The sequence below is a fragment of the Niastella koreensis GR20-10 genome (assembly GCF_000246855.1).
Taxonomy (GTDB): Bacteria; Bacteroidota; Bacteroidia; order Chitinophagales; family Chitinophagaceae; genus Niastella; species Niastella koreensis.
On sequence record NC_016609.1, the window covers coordinates 1,603,540 to 1,624,859 of the forward strand.

Annotated in this window: 18 protein-coding genes; 13 read left to right on the plus strand and 5 right to left on the minus strand. The window is 43.9% G+C overall.

Annotation, left to right across the window (positions count from 1 at the left end):
* Nucleotides 1-3 precede the first annotated feature (3 nt).
* A complete protein-coding gene (locus NIAKO_RS06455; RefSeq protein ID WP_014217599.1) occupies nucleotides 4-1,965 on the plus strand; it encodes a TIR domain-containing protein in 1,962 nt (653 codons plus the stop codon).
* A 6-nt stretch (nucleotides 1,966-1,971) separates the two neighbouring features.
* On the opposite strand, the gene NIAKO_RS06460 is transcribed toward NIAKO_RS06455, so the two are convergent.
* The 4 genes from NIAKO_RS06460 to NIAKO_RS06475 form a co-directional block, all read right to left on the minus strand.
* The gene (locus NIAKO_RS06460) at nucleotides 1,972-2,562 is read right to left on the minus strand and encodes a hypothetical protein (RefSeq protein WP_014217600.1); all 591 of its coding nucleotides are present in this window, start codon (nucleotides 2,560-2,562) and stop codon (nucleotides 1,972-1,974) included.
* Complete coding sequence (locus tag NIAKO_RS06465) at nucleotides 2,552-3,028, minus strand: RNA polymerase sigma factor (RefSeq protein WP_014217601.1); 477 nt, start codon at nucleotides 3,026-3,028, stop codon at nucleotides 2,552-2,554. The genes NIAKO_RS06460 and NIAKO_RS06465 overlap by 11 nt, the downstream gene beginning before the upstream one ends.
* A 9-nt stretch (nucleotides 3,029-3,037) precedes the next feature.
* A complete protein-coding gene (locus tag NIAKO_RS06470) occupies nucleotides 3,038-3,886 on the minus strand; it encodes an alpha/beta fold hydrolase (RefSeq protein ID WP_014217602.1) in 849 nt (282 codons plus the stop codon).
* Between the two features lie 163 nt (nucleotides 3,887-4,049).
* Nucleotides 4,050-4,655 carry a hypothetical protein gene (locus tag NIAKO_RS06475; RefSeq protein WP_014217603.1) on the minus strand — a complete coding sequence of 202 codons (606 nt, stop codon included), beginning with the start codon at nucleotides 4,653-4,655 and terminating at the stop codon, nucleotides 4,050-4,052.
* Between the two features lie 321 nt (nucleotides 4,656-4,976).
* On the opposite strand from NIAKO_RS06475, the gene NIAKO_RS06480 reads away from it, so the two are divergent.
* Together NIAKO_RS06480 and NIAKO_RS06485 are read left to right on the plus strand one after the other, a co-directional pair.
* Nucleotides 4,977-5,519 (plus strand): GNAT family N-acetyltransferase, encoded by a 543-nt coding sequence (locus NIAKO_RS06480; RefSeq protein ID WP_014217604.1) that lies wholly within the window; start codon nucleotides 4,977-4,979, stop codon nucleotides 5,517-5,519.
* Between the two features lie 82 nt (nucleotides 5,520-5,601).
* Nucleotides 5,602-6,546, plus strand: coding sequence for an IPT/TIG domain-containing protein (locus tag NIAKO_RS06485; RefSeq protein WP_014217605.1), 945 nt, complete (start codon nucleotides 5,602-5,604; stop codon nucleotides 6,544-6,546).
* Nucleotides 6,547-6,587: 41 nt separating this feature from the next.
* Here NIAKO_RS06485 and NIAKO_RS06490 read toward each other — a convergent pair whose 3' ends face one another.
* Nucleotides 6,588-7,205, minus strand: coding sequence for a thioredoxin family protein (locus NIAKO_RS06490; RefSeq protein WP_014217606.1), 618 nt, complete (start codon nucleotides 7,203-7,205; stop codon nucleotides 6,588-6,590).
* Between the two features lie 179 nt (nucleotides 7,206-7,384).
* Here NIAKO_RS06490 and NIAKO_RS06495 point away from each other — a divergent pair, with 179 nt between their 5' ends.
* The 10 genes from NIAKO_RS06495 to NIAKO_RS06540 all read left to right on the plus strand — a co-directional run bounded on the left by NIAKO_RS06495 (nucleotide 7,385) and on the right by NIAKO_RS06540 (nucleotide 21,319).
* Entirely contained in the window at nucleotides 7,385-8,365 is a 981-nt protein-coding gene (locus tag NIAKO_RS06495) for a helix-turn-helix domain-containing protein (protein ID WP_014217607.1), read from the plus strand.
* Between the two features lie 79 nt (nucleotides 8,366-8,444).
* Nucleotides 8,445-9,509, plus strand: coding sequence for an alkene reductase (locus NIAKO_RS06500; protein WP_014217608.1), 1,065 nt, complete (start codon nucleotides 8,445-8,447; stop codon nucleotides 9,507-9,509).
* The gene (locus NIAKO_RS06505; protein ID WP_014217609.1) at nucleotides 9,506-10,408 is read left to right on the plus strand and encodes an NAD(P)-dependent alcohol dehydrogenase; all 903 of its coding nucleotides are present in this window, start codon (nucleotides 9,506-9,508) and stop codon (nucleotides 10,406-10,408) included. The genes NIAKO_RS06500 and NIAKO_RS06505 overlap by 4 nt, the downstream gene beginning before the upstream one ends.
* A gap of 185 nt (nucleotides 10,409-10,593) precedes the next feature.
* Entirely contained in the window at nucleotides 10,594-12,000 is a 1,407-nt protein-coding gene (locus tag NIAKO_RS06510) for a glycoside hydrolase family 64 protein (RefSeq protein ID WP_014217610.1), read from the plus strand.
* A gap of 131 nt (nucleotides 12,001-12,131) precedes the next feature.
* Entirely contained in the window at nucleotides 12,132-13,874 is a 1,743-nt protein-coding gene (locus NIAKO_RS06515; RefSeq protein WP_014217611.1) for an ABC transporter ATP-binding protein, read from the plus strand.
* Nucleotides 13,858-15,597: an ABC transporter ATP-binding protein gene (locus tag NIAKO_RS06520; RefSeq protein ID WP_014217612.1), complete on the plus strand. Its 1,740-nt coding sequence runs from the start codon at nucleotides 13,858-13,860 to the stop codon at nucleotides 15,595-15,597. Before NIAKO_RS06515 ends, NIAKO_RS06520 begins: the two co-directional genes overlap by 17 nt.
* A 198-nt stretch (nucleotides 15,598-15,795) precedes the next feature.
* A complete protein-coding gene (locus NIAKO_RS06525; RefSeq protein WP_014217613.1) occupies nucleotides 15,796-16,878 on the plus strand; it encodes a hypothetical protein in 1,083 nt (360 codons plus the stop codon).
* A 14-nt stretch (nucleotides 16,879-16,892) separates the two neighbouring features.
* A complete protein-coding gene (locus NIAKO_RS06530) occupies nucleotides 16,893-17,450 on the plus strand; it encodes a hypothetical protein (RefSeq protein WP_014217614.1) in 558 nt (185 codons plus the stop codon).
* Between the two features lie 32 nt (nucleotides 17,451-17,482).
* Entirely contained in the window at nucleotides 17,483-17,827 is a 345-nt protein-coding gene (locus NIAKO_RS06535) for a hypothetical protein (RefSeq protein ID WP_014217615.1), read from the plus strand.
* Between the two features lie 276 nt (nucleotides 17,828-18,103).
* Nucleotides 18,104-21,319: a SusC/RagA family TonB-linked outer membrane protein gene (locus NIAKO_RS06540; RefSeq protein WP_014217616.1), complete on the plus strand. Its 3,216-nt coding sequence runs from the start codon at nucleotides 18,104-18,106 to the stop codon at nucleotides 21,317-21,319.
* Nucleotide 21,320 lies beyond the last annotated feature (1 nt).

The window sequence follows — 21,320 nt, forward strand, 5'->3', positions numbered from 1 at the left end:
CCGATGGCGAGAACCAACATATGCCTGCGTTACTCCGGGCTGGATAAAGTGAAAGCAAACGAATTTATAGAATGCCTTGAGCGGCTGAACGCTGGAATGAATATGGAGATATCCGATTGTATGGAAGAAAAGGTACGGGCCGCACGGATTGAGCCCGCAAGTATCATCCTGATTTTAGTAAGTGGCTATCTGTTGCGGTCACCCTTTATGAAGGGACAGCTGTTGAATAGCATCATTAAACAGCATAAAACAGGGGCCGCAAAAGTTCGTCTGATAATCATTGAACCATGTGGTTGGGAAAAAACGGCTTTGGGTATTTTTCAGCCAATTCTTCCTCCCGTATCAATTAGCCAATTCCGCAATCAGTCCGAAATGTTTACAGATGCAGCTAAGGCTGTCAGGGAAATGATCAGGAAGAAATACATCCTCCCGAAAACGGTCACTTCTCCCGTCGAAATGGAGAAGTCATCCGGCAAAACATTCTTCCCGGGAAGCTTACATATTGATCAGGTCTTTCCTATAGATGGTACGGCTTCCAGCGCCTTTGTGGAGTCGGTACATTTCAAGAGCCTGGTATCTTATTTAAAACAGGACAGGCCAGTCATTGTAGTGGAAGGCCCTTGTGGAGCAGGTAAAACTACCGCTATTAAAAAGGCAATTGAAAAACTGCATTCACGTTTTAACAGTTATATTTGGTTAGATGCCGGAGACGAAAAAAATTTAGAGGCGATCAGTAACTTACATAAAAGGCAGGAAACATTAATTATTATTGATAATTTCCATCGGCTCAACTATCACATAAAACAAACCGTTACCCAATTCCTGAATTCAGCTGCAAATTCCTCTGTGTCGATCAAAAGACTGCTGGTTGCAGGTATACCCCCTTCTAACAAAAAGCTAATCAGTACCTCTGCAAACCGGGTACCCACTATTAAATTTGGCAGTGTTAAATCGGCAGTAATAATGGAAATGATAGAGAAAGGGGAGGAAATGCTCAATGTAAAATTCAAAAAGAAAAAAGAGATTCTTACAATAGCTGGTGGTAGCCTCTGTGTTGCGCAATATTTATGTCATTTTTTGCTGAAAGAAGCTGGTGTTTTTGACAGGCAACGCCATCTTCAATCCATTGACACGAGTTTGAGTGATGCTATTAAGGCTGTTAAAAAAGAAGGTTTTTTCAAGTTCGGGGATTTTATAACTGCTTTTTTTCGGTTAGGAGGATCCCGGGACCGTACCTGCATTAAATTATTAAAACTATTAGCGGCCACAGAAAATGGCACCATTAACCTTGGTAATATCCGTTCTTTACACAGGGGCTTGTCTATCGGCATTGGTTCGTTACTTGATGAGCAGCTTATAACGGCATTGTTGTCGAAAGGCGAGTCTTATGATCAGCTTTTGTATTTTGATGCAGAAAAGAAAAACACGCTGCTTATCGAAGACCCTCAATTGCTTTTCTTCCTGAAAAACACGGAAGAAGAAGAACTGGCTACTTTGTCGGGGAAAAGACCCCTGAAAAAAAGAGATAAAATATTTATTAGTTACAGCCGGAAAGATGAGGAGTACTTTGACCGGGTGCTGTCTCATCTCAAGGCTGCTTTCAGCGAAGATCAACTGGATGTATGGTCTGACCGGGAAACTCAACCAGGTGATGAATGGCATGAAGCCATTTTAGATGCGATTGACACCACAAAAGTGGCCATATTGTTGAACAGTAGTAATTTCTTATCCTCTTCCTACGTCACAGGAACCGAATTACCCATGCTGGAAAAAATGGCATCCACAGGAGAGGGGAGTGTTATCATGATTCATCTGATGGCCGTGGATTTGGAAAAATGGGTACAACTCACAAGATTTCAGGCTCTTAATAAACCTGAAGATCTGGTTATTGACATGAATAAAAGTGAATTCGAGGCGCTCCTGAAAAAGCTGGTAAAGGTGATCAGACGATGTTTAGCCAGGTAATTAAGACTACACATCCAACTGCCTGTTAATCCCTTCAAATTTAGCAATCAGATCATCCAGCTTAGCCTGTTGTTTTTTGATCGTTTTAGGTCTTAAATAAAACCAGTTAAAAGCGATCCAGATCAAGGTAATTGCATAAGTGATTATTCCTGCGCTTATTGTCATGCGCGATGTGTATTCATACATATACAAACAAATACCGGCCATAAGCATAATGAAATATATATTCATCATGGTATGTTGTAAAAAACGCTGTTTACCTTTTATAACGATCAGGTTTTGCAGGTAGTGGGCATTATCGCTTGCATTGTCGATTTTGTTGAACAGTGCAAACATTTTATTATAAACGAACAGGTAAATAACCATAGCTAAAATGGTTATTACAATACCTATTTTGGTGGATATGAACTGCGGCTGATAATAATACCATACAAAACCAATGAACAGACTTGTTGCAACCAGTAAAATATTGGTCTTTATAAGTCTTCTGATATTCGATTGTTTAAATTGATACAACCGGTTCATTAGATCCTTCATATCAGGCTGGCTCACCGGTTGCTGTTGCCACAAAGCCTTAAAATCTATATTACTGCTCATGAGCATGGGCTTTAAATTTTTGAGATAACTTTTCCTTGATCCTGTGGATCTTTACCCGGATGTTGGCTTCTGAAAGTCCGGTAATGCTGGCTATTTCGGCCTGTTTTACGTCTTCCAGCTCCAATGAAATAATGATGCGGTCTGTTTCCGGCAGTTCGGCAATACATTGATACAGGAACCGGATCTGTGGTTCAATGGAAGGCTGTTTTTCTTCTTTCAGATCATCGGGTAATGCTGCTTTGGGGGCTCGTTTATCTTTCTCGATTTGCCTTAAACAATTGTTTGTCGCGATTCTGAATATCCAGGTACCGATTGCTGATTCATGCCTGAACTTTGGAAGCTGTTGCCAAACAATGATAAAGGTTTCCTGTGCAATGTCTTTAGCCCAATCGAAATCGTTCATATAGCCCAAACATAACCGAAAGATCTTTTGCCAGTATATTTTGTAGATTTCGTCAAATGTCATGTGGGCGTGCTATTTTATAAAACCAGTCAATTGATTCTGATACCATTCTTTATCATCGAACATAATGAAATGCAGGGCTTTTGATGAGTATTGTAATTGGGCGGCCTTTAAATTTTTATATTGCTCTTCGATGGCAGGTTTTAACCGGATAAATGGACTTTCGAGCAACACCAACGCGGGACATTGGATAGCTTTGAGTTTTTCTCTCAGGTCGGTGTTTAAAAAGTCGCAAAATAAACCGGCAAATGTTTTTCTGTCCGATAGCATTGTCCAGCCAATTATCTTCTTCCGCGATAACGTGTCCGTTACAAGGCTGGCAATACCCGATTTTTGCATTTGTTCAAACTGTTCATTGTTCAAGGAAGTAAATTGATTGATCATGGGCGTGCAATCATTGTTTTCTTTTGGTTTGAATGCAGGATTTTGCAGCGCGGCTAAGCAAGGAAGCGCATCCACCACAATTATTTTTTCAACCAGCAGGGGATAATCCGCAGCGATAGCTAAAGTTAAACCACCGCCTATACTATGTCCTATTATTATGGGTTTTTGAATGTTGTTTTCCCTGATGTAACTGGCGATCTGCGTTTCCCAGTTGGTGAAAGTAGCTTCCGGTTGCGCTTGTGCGCCGGCAAAGCCGGCCATGGTTAAAGTGTAACAGGTATAATTTTTTTCAAATTTTTCTACCGTCTCATTCCATACTTCACCCGAACAGCCTAAACCAGGTATAAAGATGATAGCCTGTTTGCCCTGTCCGCTTTTTTTCACTTCAAAGGGCCTTGTAGTTGTTGTTTGACCGAATACATTTGCGCATAGCGCAGTGAAAAATATAACAATAATAAGCCATGTATACTTTTTCATTTTCAATAGATTTAACTGCTGATTTGTTTGATTTTGCGTTTTGATACATGGCCCGGCAAAATGTTACAGAAAATTTTAAAAAATTTCGATTCCGCCATATAAAAAAAGCTCCTGTTTTACCAGGAGCAGCTTTTTTAATTTGGGTTTGTGGGCGCCAGGTTATCTATTCATTCCAATTTGCCATTATAAAAGCATGTTGAATCGCATATAGTTGTTTCCAGATATTATCTGTTCTTTTTTGGGGAGAGGTAATAAAAACCAGGTAGATCTTTTTCGCTCTCAGATCAGTCATTGCCTTTATTTCTGCATTCAGTGTAACCGGGGCGCCATCGGTAAAAACGCCAAAAACATTCAACACTGCACTATAGATGACCTCGTTTGCTGAAGTTTTAATTTTCTTTTCAATTGAAACCTTTACCTGTGAGGTGTCAATTGAAAGGTTTCTTTGTTTAGCTGTACTGGCACACAGTCCTTTAAAATAGCTGAGTAAATAATCTTTTACTTCCTGTTGTGTGATCGAGGATATACTGTCTAATCGGGCAACGAATGCATAGCTGAAGTAATCCGGAGCCTCTTTCTTAAACATGCCTGGTGAAAAACGCAGCTCTTCAACACCCTTGTAGGGAAAGTTTGGAGCGAACGTTGGAGGCAAAGGAAATCTTTCAAACTCCCATCTTGATGGTTCTGTTAAAAACTCCGCTTTTTTATCCTGCCCTTTCACTGCCAGAGATAGCACAAATAAAAAGACAAGTATGATTTCATTTTTCATCGTATTTCATGTTTAGAATACTGCCGGGAATTATAGGTAAAAGATCGGATAAATTCCGGAGTAAATCATTGTTCACACTGGGACTTTTATATTCAGGTAAAGATATTCGTTTAAGACACAGTTTTATGGCTCCCATCCTGATCCGGATTTGCGCCGGTATTGCCGTTGACCTACCTTTGTATCACAAGAGAACTTTGACTAAATACCGGTTATGTTCATTGACCTTTTACCAGCTCTTTGAAATAGGGAACTCAATATCAAGTTCAAAAAAGGCTGCTGTATTTATGGTCTTATCATTAAATTGATCATTAAACCATCCCAATGACTTTAGACATCAACAATAACCTTCGCCTCGAACTAACAGCCGAACGGCATGCCGCTCCGCTTTTCGCAGGACTTGATAAAGAAAGGCAACGCCTTGCTGAATTTCTGCCCTGGATCGATGAGATGAAAACGCTGCCCGATTTTACCAGGTATATTAAAAATTGCGAGCTGTTGTATGAGCAAAAGAAAGAGGTAAGTTTTATAATGATACTTGATGAAACACCTGTAGGCAGAATCGGGTTGCATCATTTGAATCTTCATAATAAGATGGGGGCCTTAGGTTATTGGATAACCAGCCAGGCGGAAGGAAAAGGCGTGGTAACCAGGTCCTGTAAAAAGATCATTGACTATGGGTTCAATCAGTTCGGTCTGCACAGGATCGAGTGTAAAGTAGCCGTTACCAATTTAAAAAGCCAGGCAATCCCGGAAAAACTACATTTTAAAAAGGAAGGGATATTGAGAGATGCGGAATGGGTAAATAATAAATATAACGATCTGTTTATATATTCACTCTTGCAGTATGAGTGGGAGCGGGAGTAAAAATATTTTTCAAAAAAAACAAAATCGCGTAGGAATATTTGAAAATGGTTTGTTGTATAGGAAATAAATCACCCATCACAGTATGAAATTTAGTCATTTATCCGTTATCGCCCTGTTTTGTATCGCAGCAGCCTGTTCTAAAAAGAAAGATGAGATCGTATCGGATAATCCCCCGGTTACCAATAATCCCACACCCGATAAACCTGCCGATTCAACGAAGCCTAAATCAAAACCTGTCTTCAGCGACTTTACGCCTGCTAATGCCTTTATAGGCGATACCATTACGCTCACGGGGACTGATCTGGGTACCAATCCCAATAACATTATTGTTCAATTTGGTGGCGGAGTATATGCCAGCGTTATCAGTGCTACCGGCACCCAGGTGCAGGTAGTAGTGCCCGATGATATTGAAAATGCCCAAACGAAAATAGCCATGCAGGTAGGCGATACGTTGTTATCTGCCAGTAAGGATTTCAACCTGAAGGCGCCGGTTATTACATCCATGACACCAGCTGTTGGTTTCGCACGCCAATACGTAAATATAACCGGCAAAGGATTCAGAAAATCATATAAGTTCGATATGGTTTCTTTTGGATCTAAGGTCATTGAAAAAAGCGCCATCCATCCCGGACATGATACCTTGTCGGTACCAATTCCCGAAAGTTTGAAGGCCGGCCAATATGCTGTTACCGTAACGGTGGCTGGTATGACGGCTACTGTGCCCAATCAGCTGGAGGTGCTGGCGCCATCCATTCAATCTATCTCTGCTACTACAGCGCCGGTACTTTCCGAATTAATTATAACAGGTGAAAACTTTATAGATCCCAATGGCAGTACAACAGCGGTGTATTTTCTGGATGCGAATGGCGGCGGGATGCCAACACAACAAACTATCATTAAGTCTATTTCAAACAATGAAATCAAGGTGCAGTTGCCTGTTATACCAGCGGGCAATTATAATGTTCTTGTTAAGGTAGTAGGTAGTCTTGTTTACGCTCCGGGCCTGCTTACTATTACAGCTAAATAATTTAAAAGTTATGGCTTTGAAAATGTAGAAATGAGGCGTCATTAATTGGCGCCTTTTTCTTTCACCCAGCCCGCTAATAAAGCTGTTATCTCCTGCTGTAGCGATTCGCCATGGTCTTTGGCATAGAAAGAGTGCAACTCTTTCAAACAATCTTCTTTCGACCGGCCGTTCACCTCTTTGCACTGAACAAATAGCTGTTGCATGTTGAATGGCCTGGCGCCCCAGGTGCCAATCAGTTGATGTTGGTTCGGGTCGATACAGATCAGTTTCGGAATGGCTTTTTTACCATCGGTAAGAAAGGCCTCCATAATGGCAGGGTTCTCGTCGCGAAGAATTATTTTCAGCTCTATCTTATCACTCATCGAAGCGATCTTTGCCAGTACAGGAATATTCTGGGCGCCATCGCCACACCAGGGTTCTGCAATAATGGTCCACTGCATATTGCCCGGGATCTTTTGTAACAGCTCTATAACCTGTTGGGAAGGTTGAAAGGTTTTGTAGATCCTTTTCATCCGTTGTACGTTCATTTTTGCTGCTTCTATTTTTTCGGGCGGCAATGGATGAACTGCTAAAAAAGCTCCATTAGCGGTTTGTTCAGTGAAGTCAAAGTATTCACTATAACTAAAAGTATGTGCGGGCGCAATAGCTGGGTAGTTCATAGTCAGATATATTCGAAAGCAAATATGAACGATCCTTATTTATTGGCAGATGATCTGGATCATATGGGGTTTTGACCTGCCTCAGGAAACTACAGGATGACCCCTCAGCCGCTAAAACGGTAGATGGATTTATAAAATGCAGAACAAAAGCTGGTAACAAAATAGGTTTATCTTTATGTATGTTTTTTGAATTTGAACCAAATCCCACGTTTGATTTTCTATCCAGCTTTGCAAAAAAGTTCAACGTTTCTATAGAAGGTGACCGGTTGAGCATTCCCCCGGTTATGGGCGCCGGCAGCATCAGAAGGGCTGCCTTACCGGGCGGATTAAAGCTCGTAGTCCACCGGTATAAACTTAAGGAAGATTTTATCCTGAACAGGGTAGGGACCGACGCGCCCAACGAGCTGGTAAGTATGATTTTTCATAGTAATGAGGTCACGGCCAGCGTGGATACCGGGGAAAAAGCCAACCCGCTTTCCCGAAGCAGTGCCTTTGCCATCCAGATCGCATCTACCGACCTGAATTCAAAAATCCGTTTTCCTGCCCATACAGACATCTATTTTTTAGTAGTAGGTATCAGGAAAGACGCCCTGAAAGAATTGCTGGCCATCAAAAATCCAAACAGTGTTGTACAAACTATTTTGAACGCAGAACCGGGATTCCTGTTTTATGAAAGCATGAGTGTGGAAGTACATAAAATTGTGAAACAGGTCACCGAAGTCCGGGAAGATAATGCCCTGGGTAACCTGTACCAACGGTTAAAGGTGCAGGAGTTAATTTACCTGGTATTCGAAAAATTGCAAAAACGCGAAAATGGGCACCATAGCACTGTTCACAAAGACGATGTGGAAAAGCTTTCTCTGATAAGAACAGCCATTCTTTCAGATCTCGCTGTTCCGCCCAGCCTGCCGGCGTTGGCGAAGATGGCTGGGTTAGGAGAGACAAAGATGACAGAGATCTTTAAACAGGTATTCGGCGATACCATTTATAATTATTATCAGCAGGCGAGGATGGAAGAGGCGGCCTTCCTGCTTAAACATGGCGGTTTATCTGTTTCCGAAACAGGCTACCAGCTTGGGTTTGCCAACCTCAGTCACTTCGGGCGCCTTTTTGAGAAATACCATGGTGTGAAACCTAAAAAATACACCACCGGCGGATAAGACTATTTTTCAGTTGTAAGCGGCTATTTTTCGGCTGCGCGATGGAGCAATTTTGTGTTGTCATCAAAACGATAACAACATGAACACCTTACTAACGCCTTACCATAAAGGCGCTTTACAACTGAAAAACCACCTGGTGATGGCGCCCATGACCCGCAGCCGCGCCATCGATAACCTGCCAAATGAATTGATGGCAGCTTATTACGCACAACGAAGCGGCGCTGGTCTTATTATTACAGAAGGCACCGCCCCATCACCCAATGCCCTGGGCTATTCAAGAATCCCCGGCATCTTTTCCGCAGCACAAACAAACGCATGGAAAGCTATAACCGGTGCTGCACATGCAGCTGGCAGTAAGATCTTCCTGCAGCTTATGCACACCGGACGAATTGGTCACCCGGCCAACCTGCCTGCAGGCGCCCGCCTGGTAGGGGCTTCCACCATCAAAGCAGCCGGCGAAATCTGGACCGATACTGCAGGCCAGCAACCTTACCCCGAACCACATGCATTAACAAATGAAGAAGTGGAGGCAGTGATCGCAGAACATGTTACTGCTGCGCGCAATGCCATGGAAGCAGGCTTTGATGGGGTTGAGCTGCATGGTGCCAACGGTTACCTGGTTGAACAGTTCCTGAACCCACATGTGAATAACCGTACCGATGCCTGGGGCGGCAGTATAGCCAACAGGGCCAAACTGGCCATCAGGATTATACAGGCGATGGCTGCTGCCATTGGCGCCGGTAAAGTAGGCGTACGGTTCTCCCCATATTCAACCCTCGGCGATCTGCAACCATACGATGAACAGGAAGTGCATGATACGTACGCGCTGCTGGCGAAGGAATTGAATACCGCGGGGATTGCTTACCTGCACATTGGGGTGTCGGCCACTATTCCGCAAAAGACATTTGATGCGATCAGAGAAGGATTTAAAGGCACTATAATCCTTTGCAATGGTCTTACGCCCGAAACGGCGGAAGCAGCCCTGCACGCCGGCTTTGCCGACCTGGTGGCCTTTGGCCGCGCTTTTTTGGCCAACCCCGACCTGGATATACGCATTGCAACAGGCGGGGTTTTAAATCAACCTGATTACAATACCCTTTATACCCCTGGTGCGGTGGGTTATACCGACTATCCAACCATATGAAAAAGATAACCTATAACCGCTTTGGCGGAACAGACGTACTGCAACTTACAGAAGCGCCCATGCCGGCAGGAGAGATCATCGTGAAAGTGAAGGCTGTTTCCATCAATCCGCTCGACTGGAAGCTGTGGCAGGGAGAAATGAAGCTGATGAGCGGGCGTACATTTCCAAAATCAGTGGGGATCGACTTTGCTGGTATAGTAGAGCAGGGCAATGGGAAATTTCGTACAGGCGATGAAGTGTTTGGGATCGCTTCTATTTTCAAAGGCGGAGCCCTGGCGGAATATGTGGCGGTAAAAGCATCCGACCTTACCCATAAACCCAAAGCCATCACCTTCGAGGAAGCGGCGAGCCTTCCGGTGGCGGGTTTGGCCGCTCTGCAGATTTTTGATAAGTTATTGAACATACAACCGGGTATGCAGGTGTTGATCAATGGGGCAGGAGGTGGCATTGGACCGTTTGCCATTCAGTTGGCTAAAAAGGCGGGCGCCATCGTTACTGCGGTGGCTGGGCCTGCTGCCCTGGAGCTGGTAACCAAACTGGGAAGTGATGTGGTTATAAACTATCAGCAGCAGAACGTGCTGACAAGTGGAAAGCGCTTCGATGCCATTATTGACCTGGCCGGTACCATGACTTATAAAACGGCCAAACCAATTTTGACAAAGAAGGGAATCTATGTAAACACCTCGCCCGGGCCCAAAGAAATGATTGGCTCCCTGTTTTCCGGCGGCCGCTACAAACTGTTAATGTTAAAACCCCTGGCCGCCTCATTGGAAAAACTGGCATCCGCAGGTTTACAGGTAACCATCAGCAAACGGTATGATTTCCGTGATTATAAAAAGGCATATGATGAAGTGAAAAGGGGTGGGATAGTGGGTAAGGCCGTTTTCGTAGTTAGTTAGCAGAAAGCAGAGAAATGAAGAATTAAAAATGAGCAACAGAGGAATTTGCCATTTCCCGTGTCGCTGGTTTCCCGGAGCATTTTTTTCACTTAAGTTAAAACGACTGCATGGATTATACTTTTAATTATATGTCTATGGCATCATAATTGTTGAACGATGTTGCCACTTTTAAATTATCCGACAATATGAAAACCAGATTTATTCTTTCTGCCCTGTTGCCTGTAATCATTATGGCCAGCTGTAAAAAAGATAACGGTAAAGCACCAGGCCAATTGGGTCCCATCAATTACAATGACTATGCAAATGGAGGCGTTCACCTCGAGATCGTAAATTCCAACCCCACCGATTACAGCGACGATCAGTTGTATATTGGCGTAATGGGAAAAACCGCCGGCAACAATGGTCAGAGTGCTTATGTTGACCTGAAGACGGGGAAAACCGTACTGCTGAACAATCTCAACGCCCTGCCGCAGGTGGTTAATCCAAACAATCCAACAGACGGCGGTAAGTTTATTGTCATCGGCACAAAGATGTCTGATATGCCCATTGATCAGGCCACAGGCCGCCACTCCATTCCGATCCCTTTTATTCAGAGCGGGCGCATCCTGTTTTCAATTGGCAAGCCGCTTTATTACTATATAAACCCCGGCGGCACCAGCCTGGCTGCCCCCACGAAGAGTACCAATCCCAAAGACCAGAATTATGGGACCATCACCGATTTTATGGAATTCACCTATTATTCCACTGGCAGTGGTGCGCGGGTTTTCGTGAATACTTCCCGGGTTGATGCCTACTCGCTTTCTGTGGGTTTTGAGTTGAATGCATTGCAGGGGGCGAATGGCACCATCCAAAGAACGGGCGAACTGATGAGCCGTAAAAATACCATTCAGGCGTTTAAGGATTTTAATAAACCGGCAGACTATGACCAATGCATCCGCAGTACTTTTGGGGACATCGTTAACCCCGGTGCCATGGAAGACGCAAATGGTAAGAAAATATTTACCCAGACTGCTTCTTATACGAAGTTTCAAAGCTATATCGATAGCATCTGGACGAATTATAAAACCAAAGACCTGTTGCTGGTTTTAGGTACCAATAATGTTGGCAGTACAGATCAAAACCTGGTAATAAAGGGTAGGGTAGACAACAACAATGTTTTCAACTTTACCCAAACCCAAATGGTAAATGGAAAAACCGTGGTAAAAAGCGGCACCCTGCCCATCAAGCCTACCACTTCCGATGTTTTAGGCGGCGACGCCAGTACCGGGGCATTTAATAATTCTTCATTGGATGGACAAACAGGCCATGAGCTGGATAATTCCCTGCGGGTTACATTTGTGGCGGCTTTAAACCGGCATAGCATTATCACTGATGCTGCGGCCAACCAGATCCAATACCCCGAAGATGTGTCGAAATTCTATAAAATAGCGCCTTACAATTACTATGCGGCATTCTGGCATGCGCCCGGGGTGTCATATAAACAATTACAATATGGGTTCTCTTATGACGACGTTGCCAACCAGTCTTCCACGATAGTGGGCGATAATCCTGCGTATTGTACCCTGTATTTTGGGCCGGTTCCAAACAATTAATCAGGTTCTTAAGTTATATAATAAAGTCCCGGTCCCGGCTCAGCTGAGACCGGGATTTTTTTTGTGTTTATTTGAATATTTAAAGGAAGAGTAACCTGATTGGCGTCTAAAAAAACTAATTTTATAGCAACATGAAAACAAAAGGTGGTGCACCCCCTGCAAAGCCAAAGATAAATGCGCTGGTTCTCGGGTATAAAAAACTGATTGTGTTGTTAAGTTTTTTTACCGTCAGCGCCAGTCTGTTGGGGTTATTAATTCCAAAGATCATTGCCAGGGCTATAGACTCGTATGCACAGGCGCATACGATAAAAGAACAGTTGCTGTGGCAATTTGCTATCGTAACTTTTCTGGTGTTTGTTTTTACCTACCTGCAGTCGGTGGTGCAATCCTATGCATCTGAAGTGGTGGCGAGGGACCTGCGGCAAAAACTGGCAGAAAAGATCGCGCAGCAGAATTATTCGTATGTAATGGATGTGTCGCCGGCGCGTTTGCTCACCAATCTTACCTCCGATGCAGATGCGGTAAAGCTGTATGTAGGCATGGCCATAGGCAACCTCATTTCATCTTACTGTTTACTTTTTGGCGCCAGTATTTTGTTATTGTTAACCAACTGGAAACTGGCGTTGGTGGTGCTCGCCCTGATCTCCATTATCTGGGTGGCCAGGTCTATCATCATGAAAAAGATCAGGAAGTTTTTCCGCGAGGTACAGGGCATTATCGATTGGCTGAACAAAGTGATCAATGAAAGTATCCTGGGCGCCTCGCTCATCCGGGTGTTGAATACCCAGCACCAGGAAAACAATAAATTCATCGAGGCCAATACAAAGGCCCGCAACATCCGCTTAACCATTATCCGGTATTTAGCCATCTTAATACCCGTCATTACATTTGTGGCCAGTCTTAGCTCCATGGTCATTCTTTTACTGGGTGGCCATTTTGTGATCACAGACAGTATGTCGCTGGGTGATTTTTCTGCGTTTTACAGTTATATCGGCATCATGATCTTCCCCATCATCATGATCGGTTTTATGGCCAATATCATTGCCCAGTCTTCGGCTTCATATGAACGCATTGTGGCATTGTTGTCGGCCGAAGGTCCAAAAAATACCGGTACCCAGGCTGTTCAGTTAACCGGGCCGGTGCAATTGAATGACATTACCCTTCGCTTTGGAGAAAAGAAAGTACTGAACGAGATTGCTCTCGCTATCCAACCAGGTACCAAAACGGCCATCATTGGCCCCACGGCAGCCGGCAAAACACAGTTATTGTATGTGATGAGCGGGCTGGTGCAGCCGCTGCAGGGTAAAGTGCTGTACAATGGCGTGCCGCTGGAAGAGATAGACAAACAATTGTTCCATCGCCAGATGGGTTTTGTGTTCCAGGATAGTGTGATCTTCAATATGACCATCAGGGAAAACATCGCTTTTGCGGAAGACATTACTTCGGAAGATATGCAGAAGGCCATTCGCGCGTCAGAGCTAACAGAGTTTATTGAAACGCTGCCCGATAAACTGGAAACGGTGATCTCTGAACGCGGCCTGAATTTATCGGGTGGTCAAAAACAGCGCATTATGCTGGCCCGCGCATTGGCGCTGAACCCAAAGGTATTGTTGCTGGATGATTTTACGGCGCGGGTAGATGCACAAACCGAAAAGCGGATCCTGGAAAATGTAAGCGGGCTGTATCCGGGCATTACGCTGATCTCGGTTACCCAGAAGATCTCATCCGTTACCGGTTACGATCAGTGTGTATTGCTGATGGAAGGAGAAATTATCGCTACCGGAACGCATGCGCAATTGCTTCAACGCTCACCGGAATATAATCAACTGTTCGAATCACAAAAGAGTACCAGCCAGTATGAATTACCAGCTTAAAACAGGAACAAGCAAACCATTTGCGGCGTTAAGAAAATTAATGCCCATTATAAAAGGCGAGCGTAAGATGATGTCGGTGGCTTTTGTGGCCCTGATTGCCAATACGCTTACTTCCCTGATAGTGCCGATCATTATTGCCCATACCATCAATACCTCTATTATTACCAAAGATTTTTCCGGGGTGGTAAAAGCATCGATGCTGGTGTTTGCTTTGTACACGGTAGGGTTTATTGCCAGTTATTTTCAAACCCGGTGGATGGGCGCTGTAGGGCAGCACATATTGTTTTCGCTGCGCAACCAGTTGTTCTCAAAACTGCAATCGCTGCCGGTTGCCTTCTTCAGCCAGAACAAAGCAGGCGACCTGATCTCGCGCATTAACAACGACACCGATAAACTGAACCAGTTCTTTTCACAGGGTTTGCTGCAATTTGTAGGCAACCTGTTTATGATGATAGGCGCTGCTGTTTTTATACTGGCAGTAAATATAAAGCTGGGTTTGGCTGCATTGGCGCCTGCCGCCATTGTGTTGTTGTTAACCAAACTGCTTTCTCCGTGGATCAAAAAAAGAAATGCCGCCAGCCTGCAAACGGTAGGCGGAATGAGTGCCGAAATACAGGAAAGCCTGGATAATTTTAAAGTGGTGGTGGCCTTTAACCGGCGTGATTACTTTACCAAACGGTTTGCAACCATCAATAACCAGAATTACCGCCGGGCAGTAGCCGCAGGCATTGCCAATAATATCTTTATTCCGTCGTATGGCCTTGCCGGTAACGTGGCACAGATCATTGTGTTGTTCTTTGGGATTTTTCTATTGCAGCAGGGACAATTCACCATAGGGTTTATGATCACGTATTTTGTTTACCTGTCCCGCTTTTATGATCCCATGCGGCAGATAGCCGGCATCTGGCCGGTTTTCCAGGTGGCCATGGCTGGTTGGGACCGTATTTCCGCAGTACTGGCTATGGAATCGGATATGCCGGTGATAGCGGAAGGAGCGGCCAATGGAAAGGGATTGATGGAATTCCGGGATGTTTCCTTTAAGTATGGCGAGAAGGAAGTATTGCACCAGGTAAATTTTACCCTGGAGCGTGGAAAGACCTACGCCTTTGTGGGGCCTACCGGCGGCGGTAAAACCACCACTGCTTCGCTGGTAGCGCGGTTGTATGACCCTGTAAGCGGACAGGTACTGCTGGATGGAAAAGATATTCGCACCTACAATACCGAAGAACGCACGCAAAAGATCGGGTTTATTTTACAGGAACCATTTTTGTTTACCGGTACCCTGTATGATAATATCCTGTACGGTAACGAAAAATACCAGCAGTATAGTCCGGAGCAGTTGAATAGCATCTTACAGCAAAAGGGATTGTTACACATCCTGGAGCGGTTTGATAAGGGTTTGCAAACACCTGTAACCAGTAAGGGCGAGAGTATGAGCTTGGGGCAGCGGCAGTTGATCGCATTTGTACGGGCATTGCTGCGTGAACCGGAATTGCTGATCCTCGATGAAGCTACTGCTAATATAGATACGGTAACTGAACAGTTGCTGGGTGAGATCCTGGATAAGCTGCCTGCGCAAACTACCCAGATCATCATTGCGCACCGGTTAAACACCATTGAAAAATCGGATGAGATATTTTTTGTAAACGCCGGACAAATCATTCAGGCCGGTTCGTTTGATCATGCCATAAAGTTGTTGATGGAAGGGAAACGGGTTAGTTAGCCGGATTTACAAAATAAGCTACTTTGTAAACCTGTACATATAGCTGCTTTTCTTTATTTTTTGATTCGCCCGTAAGCAGGTGATGGAAAACGTAAGATGCTTACGCCTTTTTTTACCTGTAAAAAAGGGTGTTTTAACCTTATTTCCTTATGTAAGGACTTCCTAATTTTAGCTTCTACCGCAGCTAAATACCTCCATATGGGAAAGTTCCTTTTACTGACAGCAGTTTTATTTCTTTGTTTGTACAGTTATGGTCAAACGACCCAGCAAAACAAAGATTCTGTAAAAACGATTCCCGATAGTATTTTATCGATAGCGAATTTAAATTCTCCCAGTGGCGATTCTGCCAGCATAAATGATATTATTGCAATAAAGATTCGAACCCAAAAATCATTCTTCGATTTTGATACCCTGTATATAAATGGAATAAAAGTAGAAGGAACTACGCCCTGGAAGAAAAATGGCAGAGACTCCACCATCTTTTTTCAATTAGATGCTAATGTACAGAATGTGATGAGTTCCTTCTTTATTCAGCATAAATCAGCAGAAAAAAATGTGATACCCGTTTATTTCTCTGTTGCGGGTAAAAATCAGGGCTGGGCAAAAACGTCCCAATATTTTTACCTGGAAGTAAAGCAGAAAAGCAATACCTACCTGATCTGGATTATCGAATTGGCGATCTTAGTGATCGCGGTGGTTGCAGTCAAAAAAAATGTATTAAAGGATGATAATAATTTATATTATAGCCTGTCTCGTGTTCAGTTATTTTATTGGACACTGGTGATCGTTTATTGTTATTTGATCTTGAGTTCTCACACAGAAATAATTCCCGATATTCCCGCCTCAGTTATTACGATCCTTGGTATAAGCCTGGGAACAACCGCGTTAGGGAAAGTGATAGACAATAACAATAAAGACAAGGTGTCTATTGATCCAAATGCAAAAAGTGAAGGGTTGTTGTATGATATCCTATCCGATGGAAGCAGCATAAATATTCAACGTTTTCAAACAGTAGTTTTCAATTTGGTGTTTGGGTTGGTTTTTATTCAAAGAACACTCTCATCCTGGAAGTTGCCGGCATTTGATGACAATGTGCTTTTGTTATTGGGGATCAGCTCGGGAGCTTATGCAGGGTTAAAAACAACAGAGGCTACGAAAGAGCAGAATAAACCGCTTCCGCCGGTAGCTACAGATTCTCCGAAAGAACCAGAAAAACCGAAAGAACCAGAAAAGCCAAAACAGCCTGAAAAGGCAACAGATGGTCAGGCGAAAACTCAATAATAAAATAAATAAGTATGAGCTATTTTGAAATGAACAAACCGAATGCAGCTATTGAAAAGAAAATTTCAGGTTGGTTTTCCCGGACTGTTCTTTTAAGTTTTGTTTTCTTTTTTACAGGTTGTGCGGTAAGCCTGGCTCCCAAATATGAACAGAAAATTGTCGATGATCTCTCTGCTTCCGCCACTGACGTGTATCAATTGCTTTCAGCGGCTTCTGCCGGAACCTCAAAATCTGATTTTGATAAAAGACAGGAAAATTATGATAAGGTTATTGGTAAGCTGGAAGCCTTGCAGCTACAAATAAACGCCAGGCCAATACCTAAGAATAAGACGGTAGATAAAATAATCGATAAAGTTAACGGCAGTCTACAAAAGAAAGGGACCACGCTGATCTCTGTTAAAGATACTGCTCCAAGTGCCATTGCAGTAAAAAACATAATAGCTAACCTTACAAAAATGAAAGAAGTAGATAAAGCGCAAGGCGTAACGCAGGGAGAGGTAAAAGCGTTCAAAGGTTTTATAGACATTTTTTTCGATCAGGCGCTTACCTATGAAAGGTACCTGAATTCCTAAAGATTATTTATAAAGTCAATATTAAACATTTTATGATAGTAGATATTAATCAACTTATAACAGACATCAAGCGTACAGTTTCTGACTTACTGAATAAAGATATTGAAACGGTAAGAGGATTTTCTGCCCGGCAGGTTACCGGGATTGCCAACCAGGCTGCCTTAGTAGCATCCGGTATTACAACAGGCCAGATCACGGAAGCAACAAGGGATTTTTTCCTGGATCAATTGGTTGAATTGAGTAAGAATTTTGTTAATGCATTAGTTGGGCTGGTTATCGCAACGATAGAGCGATTATGGAATGCGGTGGTAAAAGTTATCTGGGATACGATTTCCAGAATAACAGGCACTGTTATTCCGGCGTTCAAACCGCTATAGCCTTCTTTATAACACATATAATATATTATCAACCCCCACGCCTGTTTAAATAACAGGCGTTTATCTTTTCCATTACCCTCATCTACCCGTAGTAAGTAGTGCGGCCTGTCACTGCTTAAGACAAATTATTTATTTAAACAATGTATGAAAATAAAGTTATCTAGGTTTGACTAATTAAATATAAAAAAAGGTAAATTGAATTATCGGTTGCCCGCCTTATAAAAGAGCCTGTTTTCCCCCGGCCCACGTTCATATTAAAACCAAAACTCAACTCACATGAGAAAAGCAAAACTGCTTATGGGCATTGCCATGCTCATAAGTCATTTCCTCTTTGCAAGGCAAGCTGGTATTACTGGTAAGATCACCGATTCAAAAGACGGAACTCCCATTGCAAATGCGACGGTAAAGGTAAAAGGCGGTGGCGCTACAGTCACCGACCCCGATGGGATGTTTACCTTGCCTCATGTGGCTGCCGGCGCCACGCTGGAAGTTTCTTCCATTGGTTATTTAACCAAAATGGTGAAAATTGTTGCCGGCAAAACCATCTCCATCCAGTTGAATTATGATCCTAAATCGTTAAGTGAAGTAGTAGTTACCGGTGTAGGTGTTGCCACCAGTAAAAAGAAGATAGGTATCTCGGTTGAAGCGATTACCGCAGACAAACTACCGGGTGTGCCGTCCGGCTCCATCGATCAGGCGCTGGTGGGTAAAATAGCCGGTGCACAAATCAGCAGTGTAGACGGAACGCCTGGTGCACGCACGAATATTCTTTTGCGTGGTATCAACTCACTGCAGGCCGGTACCCGTCCCATGATCCTGATCGATGGTATTGAAGTAAGAGCCACCGACCTGAGCGCCCTTGACCTGAGTAATGTAGAACGGGTGGAAGTTGTGGAAGGCGCTGCTTCCGCAACTATTTACGGTGCGCAGGGGGCCAATGGCGCTATACAGATCTTTACCAAAAAGGGAAAAGCCGGTAAGATCAGTATTGATGTATCGAGCAGCTACGGTATCGGCACTTACCTCAATACCGGAAATCTGCATAAGCCCTCCACCCATGGTTTTAAAACCGATGCCAATAACAATGTGGTAGATAATAACGGGGTTATCATCCAGGTTAAACCAGACGGCACCTATACGGCAGGCGTGAATATCGATGGCATTACACAGGGCGGCATTGTATGGAACAGCACCTCACCCAACACAGACGGCAGCAAACCTTATGGCCAGAACCTGAAGTATTATGATCACTTCAAACAATTGTTCCGTTCTGCCGCCACCATCAATAACAGTATCAGCGTATCTGGAGGCGCCAATAAAACTGATTTTGCCTTAACTGCTTCCCGTTCCTATCAGGAAAGCGCTATAAGGAAGAATGGGGCGCTCAACCGGTACAATTTTACTTCCAACGTGGGCACCGAGCTTTTTAAAGGGTTCAAATTGCGCTCCATTACGCAGCTGATCTACCAAAAGAACAATTTCAATCCCTATTATGCAGGTGGTAGTGATGCTATATACCAGATGTTGAACAGTTCGCCTTTCTTTGATCTCAACTGGAAGGATGCCAACGGCGACTATGCCTACCGGCTCAATGCAACGCCCGTAAGTATCAACGGCGCCAACCCCAATTACTACTTCGAGTATGCACAGGGCACCGATGAAACTGTAGACATCATCCAGAATATCCAGGCGGCTTACCATGTCAATCGCTTTTTGGACCTGGAAGCCAAATATGGTATCAACTATGAAAAAGAAGACATCGCAAATATTTATAAAAACCAGTCGCAGAATATCAATGCGCTTAGCAGAAGCGCTTTTATCGGCGGCTTCAGCTCCAATGCCGGCGGGCTTTCCAATACTACCAACACTACTACCTTCCAAAATGCATTGACGTCGGCCACCTTCCATTTAGATCTTGATAAAGAGCTTCACATAAAGTTGCCGATTACGTCTACTACTTATGCCGCCTATGACTATCGCAAAAATGTTTATAAACAATATACCACTACAGGCGATGCGCTGCAGTTATACCCGATCTACAATATGCGGCAGACCAATACGCAGCAGGTGACTGTAGATACAAAAAAGCCATTTGTGACATTTGGCTGGCTGGTTGACCAGGCATTTGATTATGGCAGCATTGCCGGGATAAAAGCCGGGTTAAGAAGTGATTATTCATCAACTTTCGGGCGGGGAGCAACACCTCAGACCTTTTACCACGGCAACGGTTATCTGCGGGTTTCACAATTTAATTTCTGGGAAGGCCTTTCGGGAATTATTCCCGAGTTCAAGCTTCGTGGCGGTTATGGTGAAGCGGGTATTCAGCCCGGTGCTTTTGACAGATATGTGGTATTATCAACCAAAAGTATCGGCAGCGCATTGGGGTTTTATACACCCTCTACCCAAAGTAATCCCGACCTGCGCGTAGAGATCTCGAAGGAGACGGAGATAGGGACCGATGTTACTGTAAATCTGAATAAAGGAGAATGGTTTTCCAGCCTGGGCATAAGCTCTACTTTCTGGAAAAGAAAAAGCAAAGATGTGATCTATGCAGTAGATGCGCCCCCTTCATCCGGTGGTGGCAGCTATCTTACCAACGCCTTTTCCCTGTCATCTAACGGGTTTCAGTTTTCGCTAAACCTGAATGTGGCGGCTACCAAAAACCTGACATGGGACTTTACCACTACCTTCGGACATCAAACTTCTAAGATCGATGCCGTATCTACCAACCAGGACATTGTATTAACTGCTTCTGCCGGCAATACCAACCTGGTATTAAAAGCTGGTGATAAAATAGGACAGATCTATGGATTGAAAGCTTTCACCAGTGTAGAGCAAACGCGCAAAGACGGCAGCTCCTATATCAATAAAGCCGATGCAGGTAAATACCAGCTGGTGAATGGCTACCTGGTTGATACGGCTACCCGGGGCATTATGTTTACCAACGAAACCTATGCGCTGGGTGATCCTAATCCCAAATTCAACGCTTCATTTATCAACAGTATCCGGTTTAAAGACTTTATCACCCTTGCGTTCCAGTTCGACTGGATTTACAAGAGTCATTTGTATAACCAGACCAAAGAATGGATGTATCGCGATGGGATACACGGAGATTTTGGGGATAAAGTAACCATCAACGGCCAAACGGCTGCCTTCTCCAATTATTACATCAGCGCCTATTCCGATATGTGGGGAAGTATAAACGGTGCACGCAATTCTACCAAGGATTATTTCTATGAAGATGCTTCTTTTGTAAGGTTACGGAATGTATCCCTGGCAATAGATGCAGCCCGGTTGGTACATATTAAATACTTCCAGAAACTGCAGTTGGTGTTGTCGGGCAGAAACCTGTGGACGGTCACCAAATACACGGGCCTGGACCCTGAGATCAACACAAGTACTACCAGCAACTCGTCTTACGAACGGGGAATTGATCATAATTCCATGCCTAATATCAAAACCTACCAGATTGGCCTGAACCTTGGTTTTTAAT

Bases quoted from the DNA above. Each gene is read 5' to 3' on its own strand.
- NIAKO_RS06480 (WP_014217604.1), top strand. From the start codon at position 4,977: ATGACTTTAGACATCAACAATAACCTTCGCCTCGAACTAACAGCCGAA.
- NIAKO_RS06500 (WP_014217608.1), top strand. From the start codon at position 8,445: ATGAACACCTTACTAACGCCTTACCATAAAGGCGCTTTACAACTGAAA.
- NIAKO_RS06475 (WP_014217603.1), bottom strand. From the start codon at position 4,655: ATGAAAAATGAAATCATACTTGTCTTTTTATTTGTGCTATCTCTGGCA.
- NIAKO_RS06515 (WP_014217611.1), top strand. From the start codon at position 12,132: ATGAAAACAAAAGGTGGTGCACCCCCTGCAAAGCCAAAGATAAATGCG.
- NIAKO_RS06505 (WP_014217609.1), top strand. From the start codon at position 9,506: ATGAAAAAGATAACCTATAACCGCTTTGGCGGAACAGACGTACTGCAA.
- NIAKO_RS06460 (WP_014217600.1), bottom strand. From the start codon at position 2,562: ATGAGCAGTAATATAGATTTTAAGGCTTTGTGGCAACAGCAACCGGTG.
- NIAKO_RS06510 (WP_014217610.1), top strand. From the start codon at position 10,594: ATGAAAACCAGATTTATTCTTTCTGCCCTGTTGCCTGTAATCATTATG.
- NIAKO_RS06540 (WP_014217616.1), top strand. From the start codon at position 18,104: ATGAGAAAAGCAAAACTGCTTATGGGCATTGCCATGCTCATAAGTCAT.
- NIAKO_RS06455 (WP_014217599.1), top strand. From the start codon at position 4: ATGGCGAGAACCAACATATGCCTGCGTTACTCCGGGCTGGATAAAGTG.
- NIAKO_RS06535 (WP_014217615.1), top strand. From the start codon at position 17,483: ATGATAGTAGATATTAATCAACTTATAACAGACATCAAGCGTACAGTT.
- NIAKO_RS06525 (WP_014217613.1), top strand. From the start codon at position 15,796: ATGGGAAAGTTCCTTTTACTGACAGCAGTTTTATTTCTTTGTTTGTAC.
- NIAKO_RS06495 (WP_014217607.1), top strand. From the start codon at position 7,385: ATGTTTTTTGAATTTGAACCAAATCCCACGTTTGATTTTCTATCCAGC.
- NIAKO_RS06530 (WP_014217614.1), top strand. From the start codon at position 16,893: ATGAGCTATTTTGAAATGAACAAACCGAATGCAGCTATTGAAAAGAAA.
- NIAKO_RS06470 (WP_014217602.1), bottom strand. From the start codon at position 3,886: ATGAAAAAGTATACATGGCTTATTATTGTTATATTTTTCACTGCGCTA.
- NIAKO_RS06520 (WP_014217612.1), top strand. From the start codon at position 13,858: ATGAATTACCAGCTTAAAACAGGAACAAGCAAACCATTTGCGGCGTTA.
- NIAKO_RS06485 (WP_014217605.1), top strand. From the start codon at position 5,602: ATGAAATTTAGTCATTTATCCGTTATCGCCCTGTTTTGTATCGCAGCA.
- NIAKO_RS06490 (WP_014217606.1), bottom strand. From the start codon at position 7,205: ATGAACTACCCAGCTATTGCGCCCGCACATACTTTTAGTTATAGTGAA.
- NIAKO_RS06465 (WP_014217601.1), bottom strand. From the start codon at position 3,028: ATGACATTTGACGAAATCTACAAAATATACTGGCAAAAGATCTTTCGG.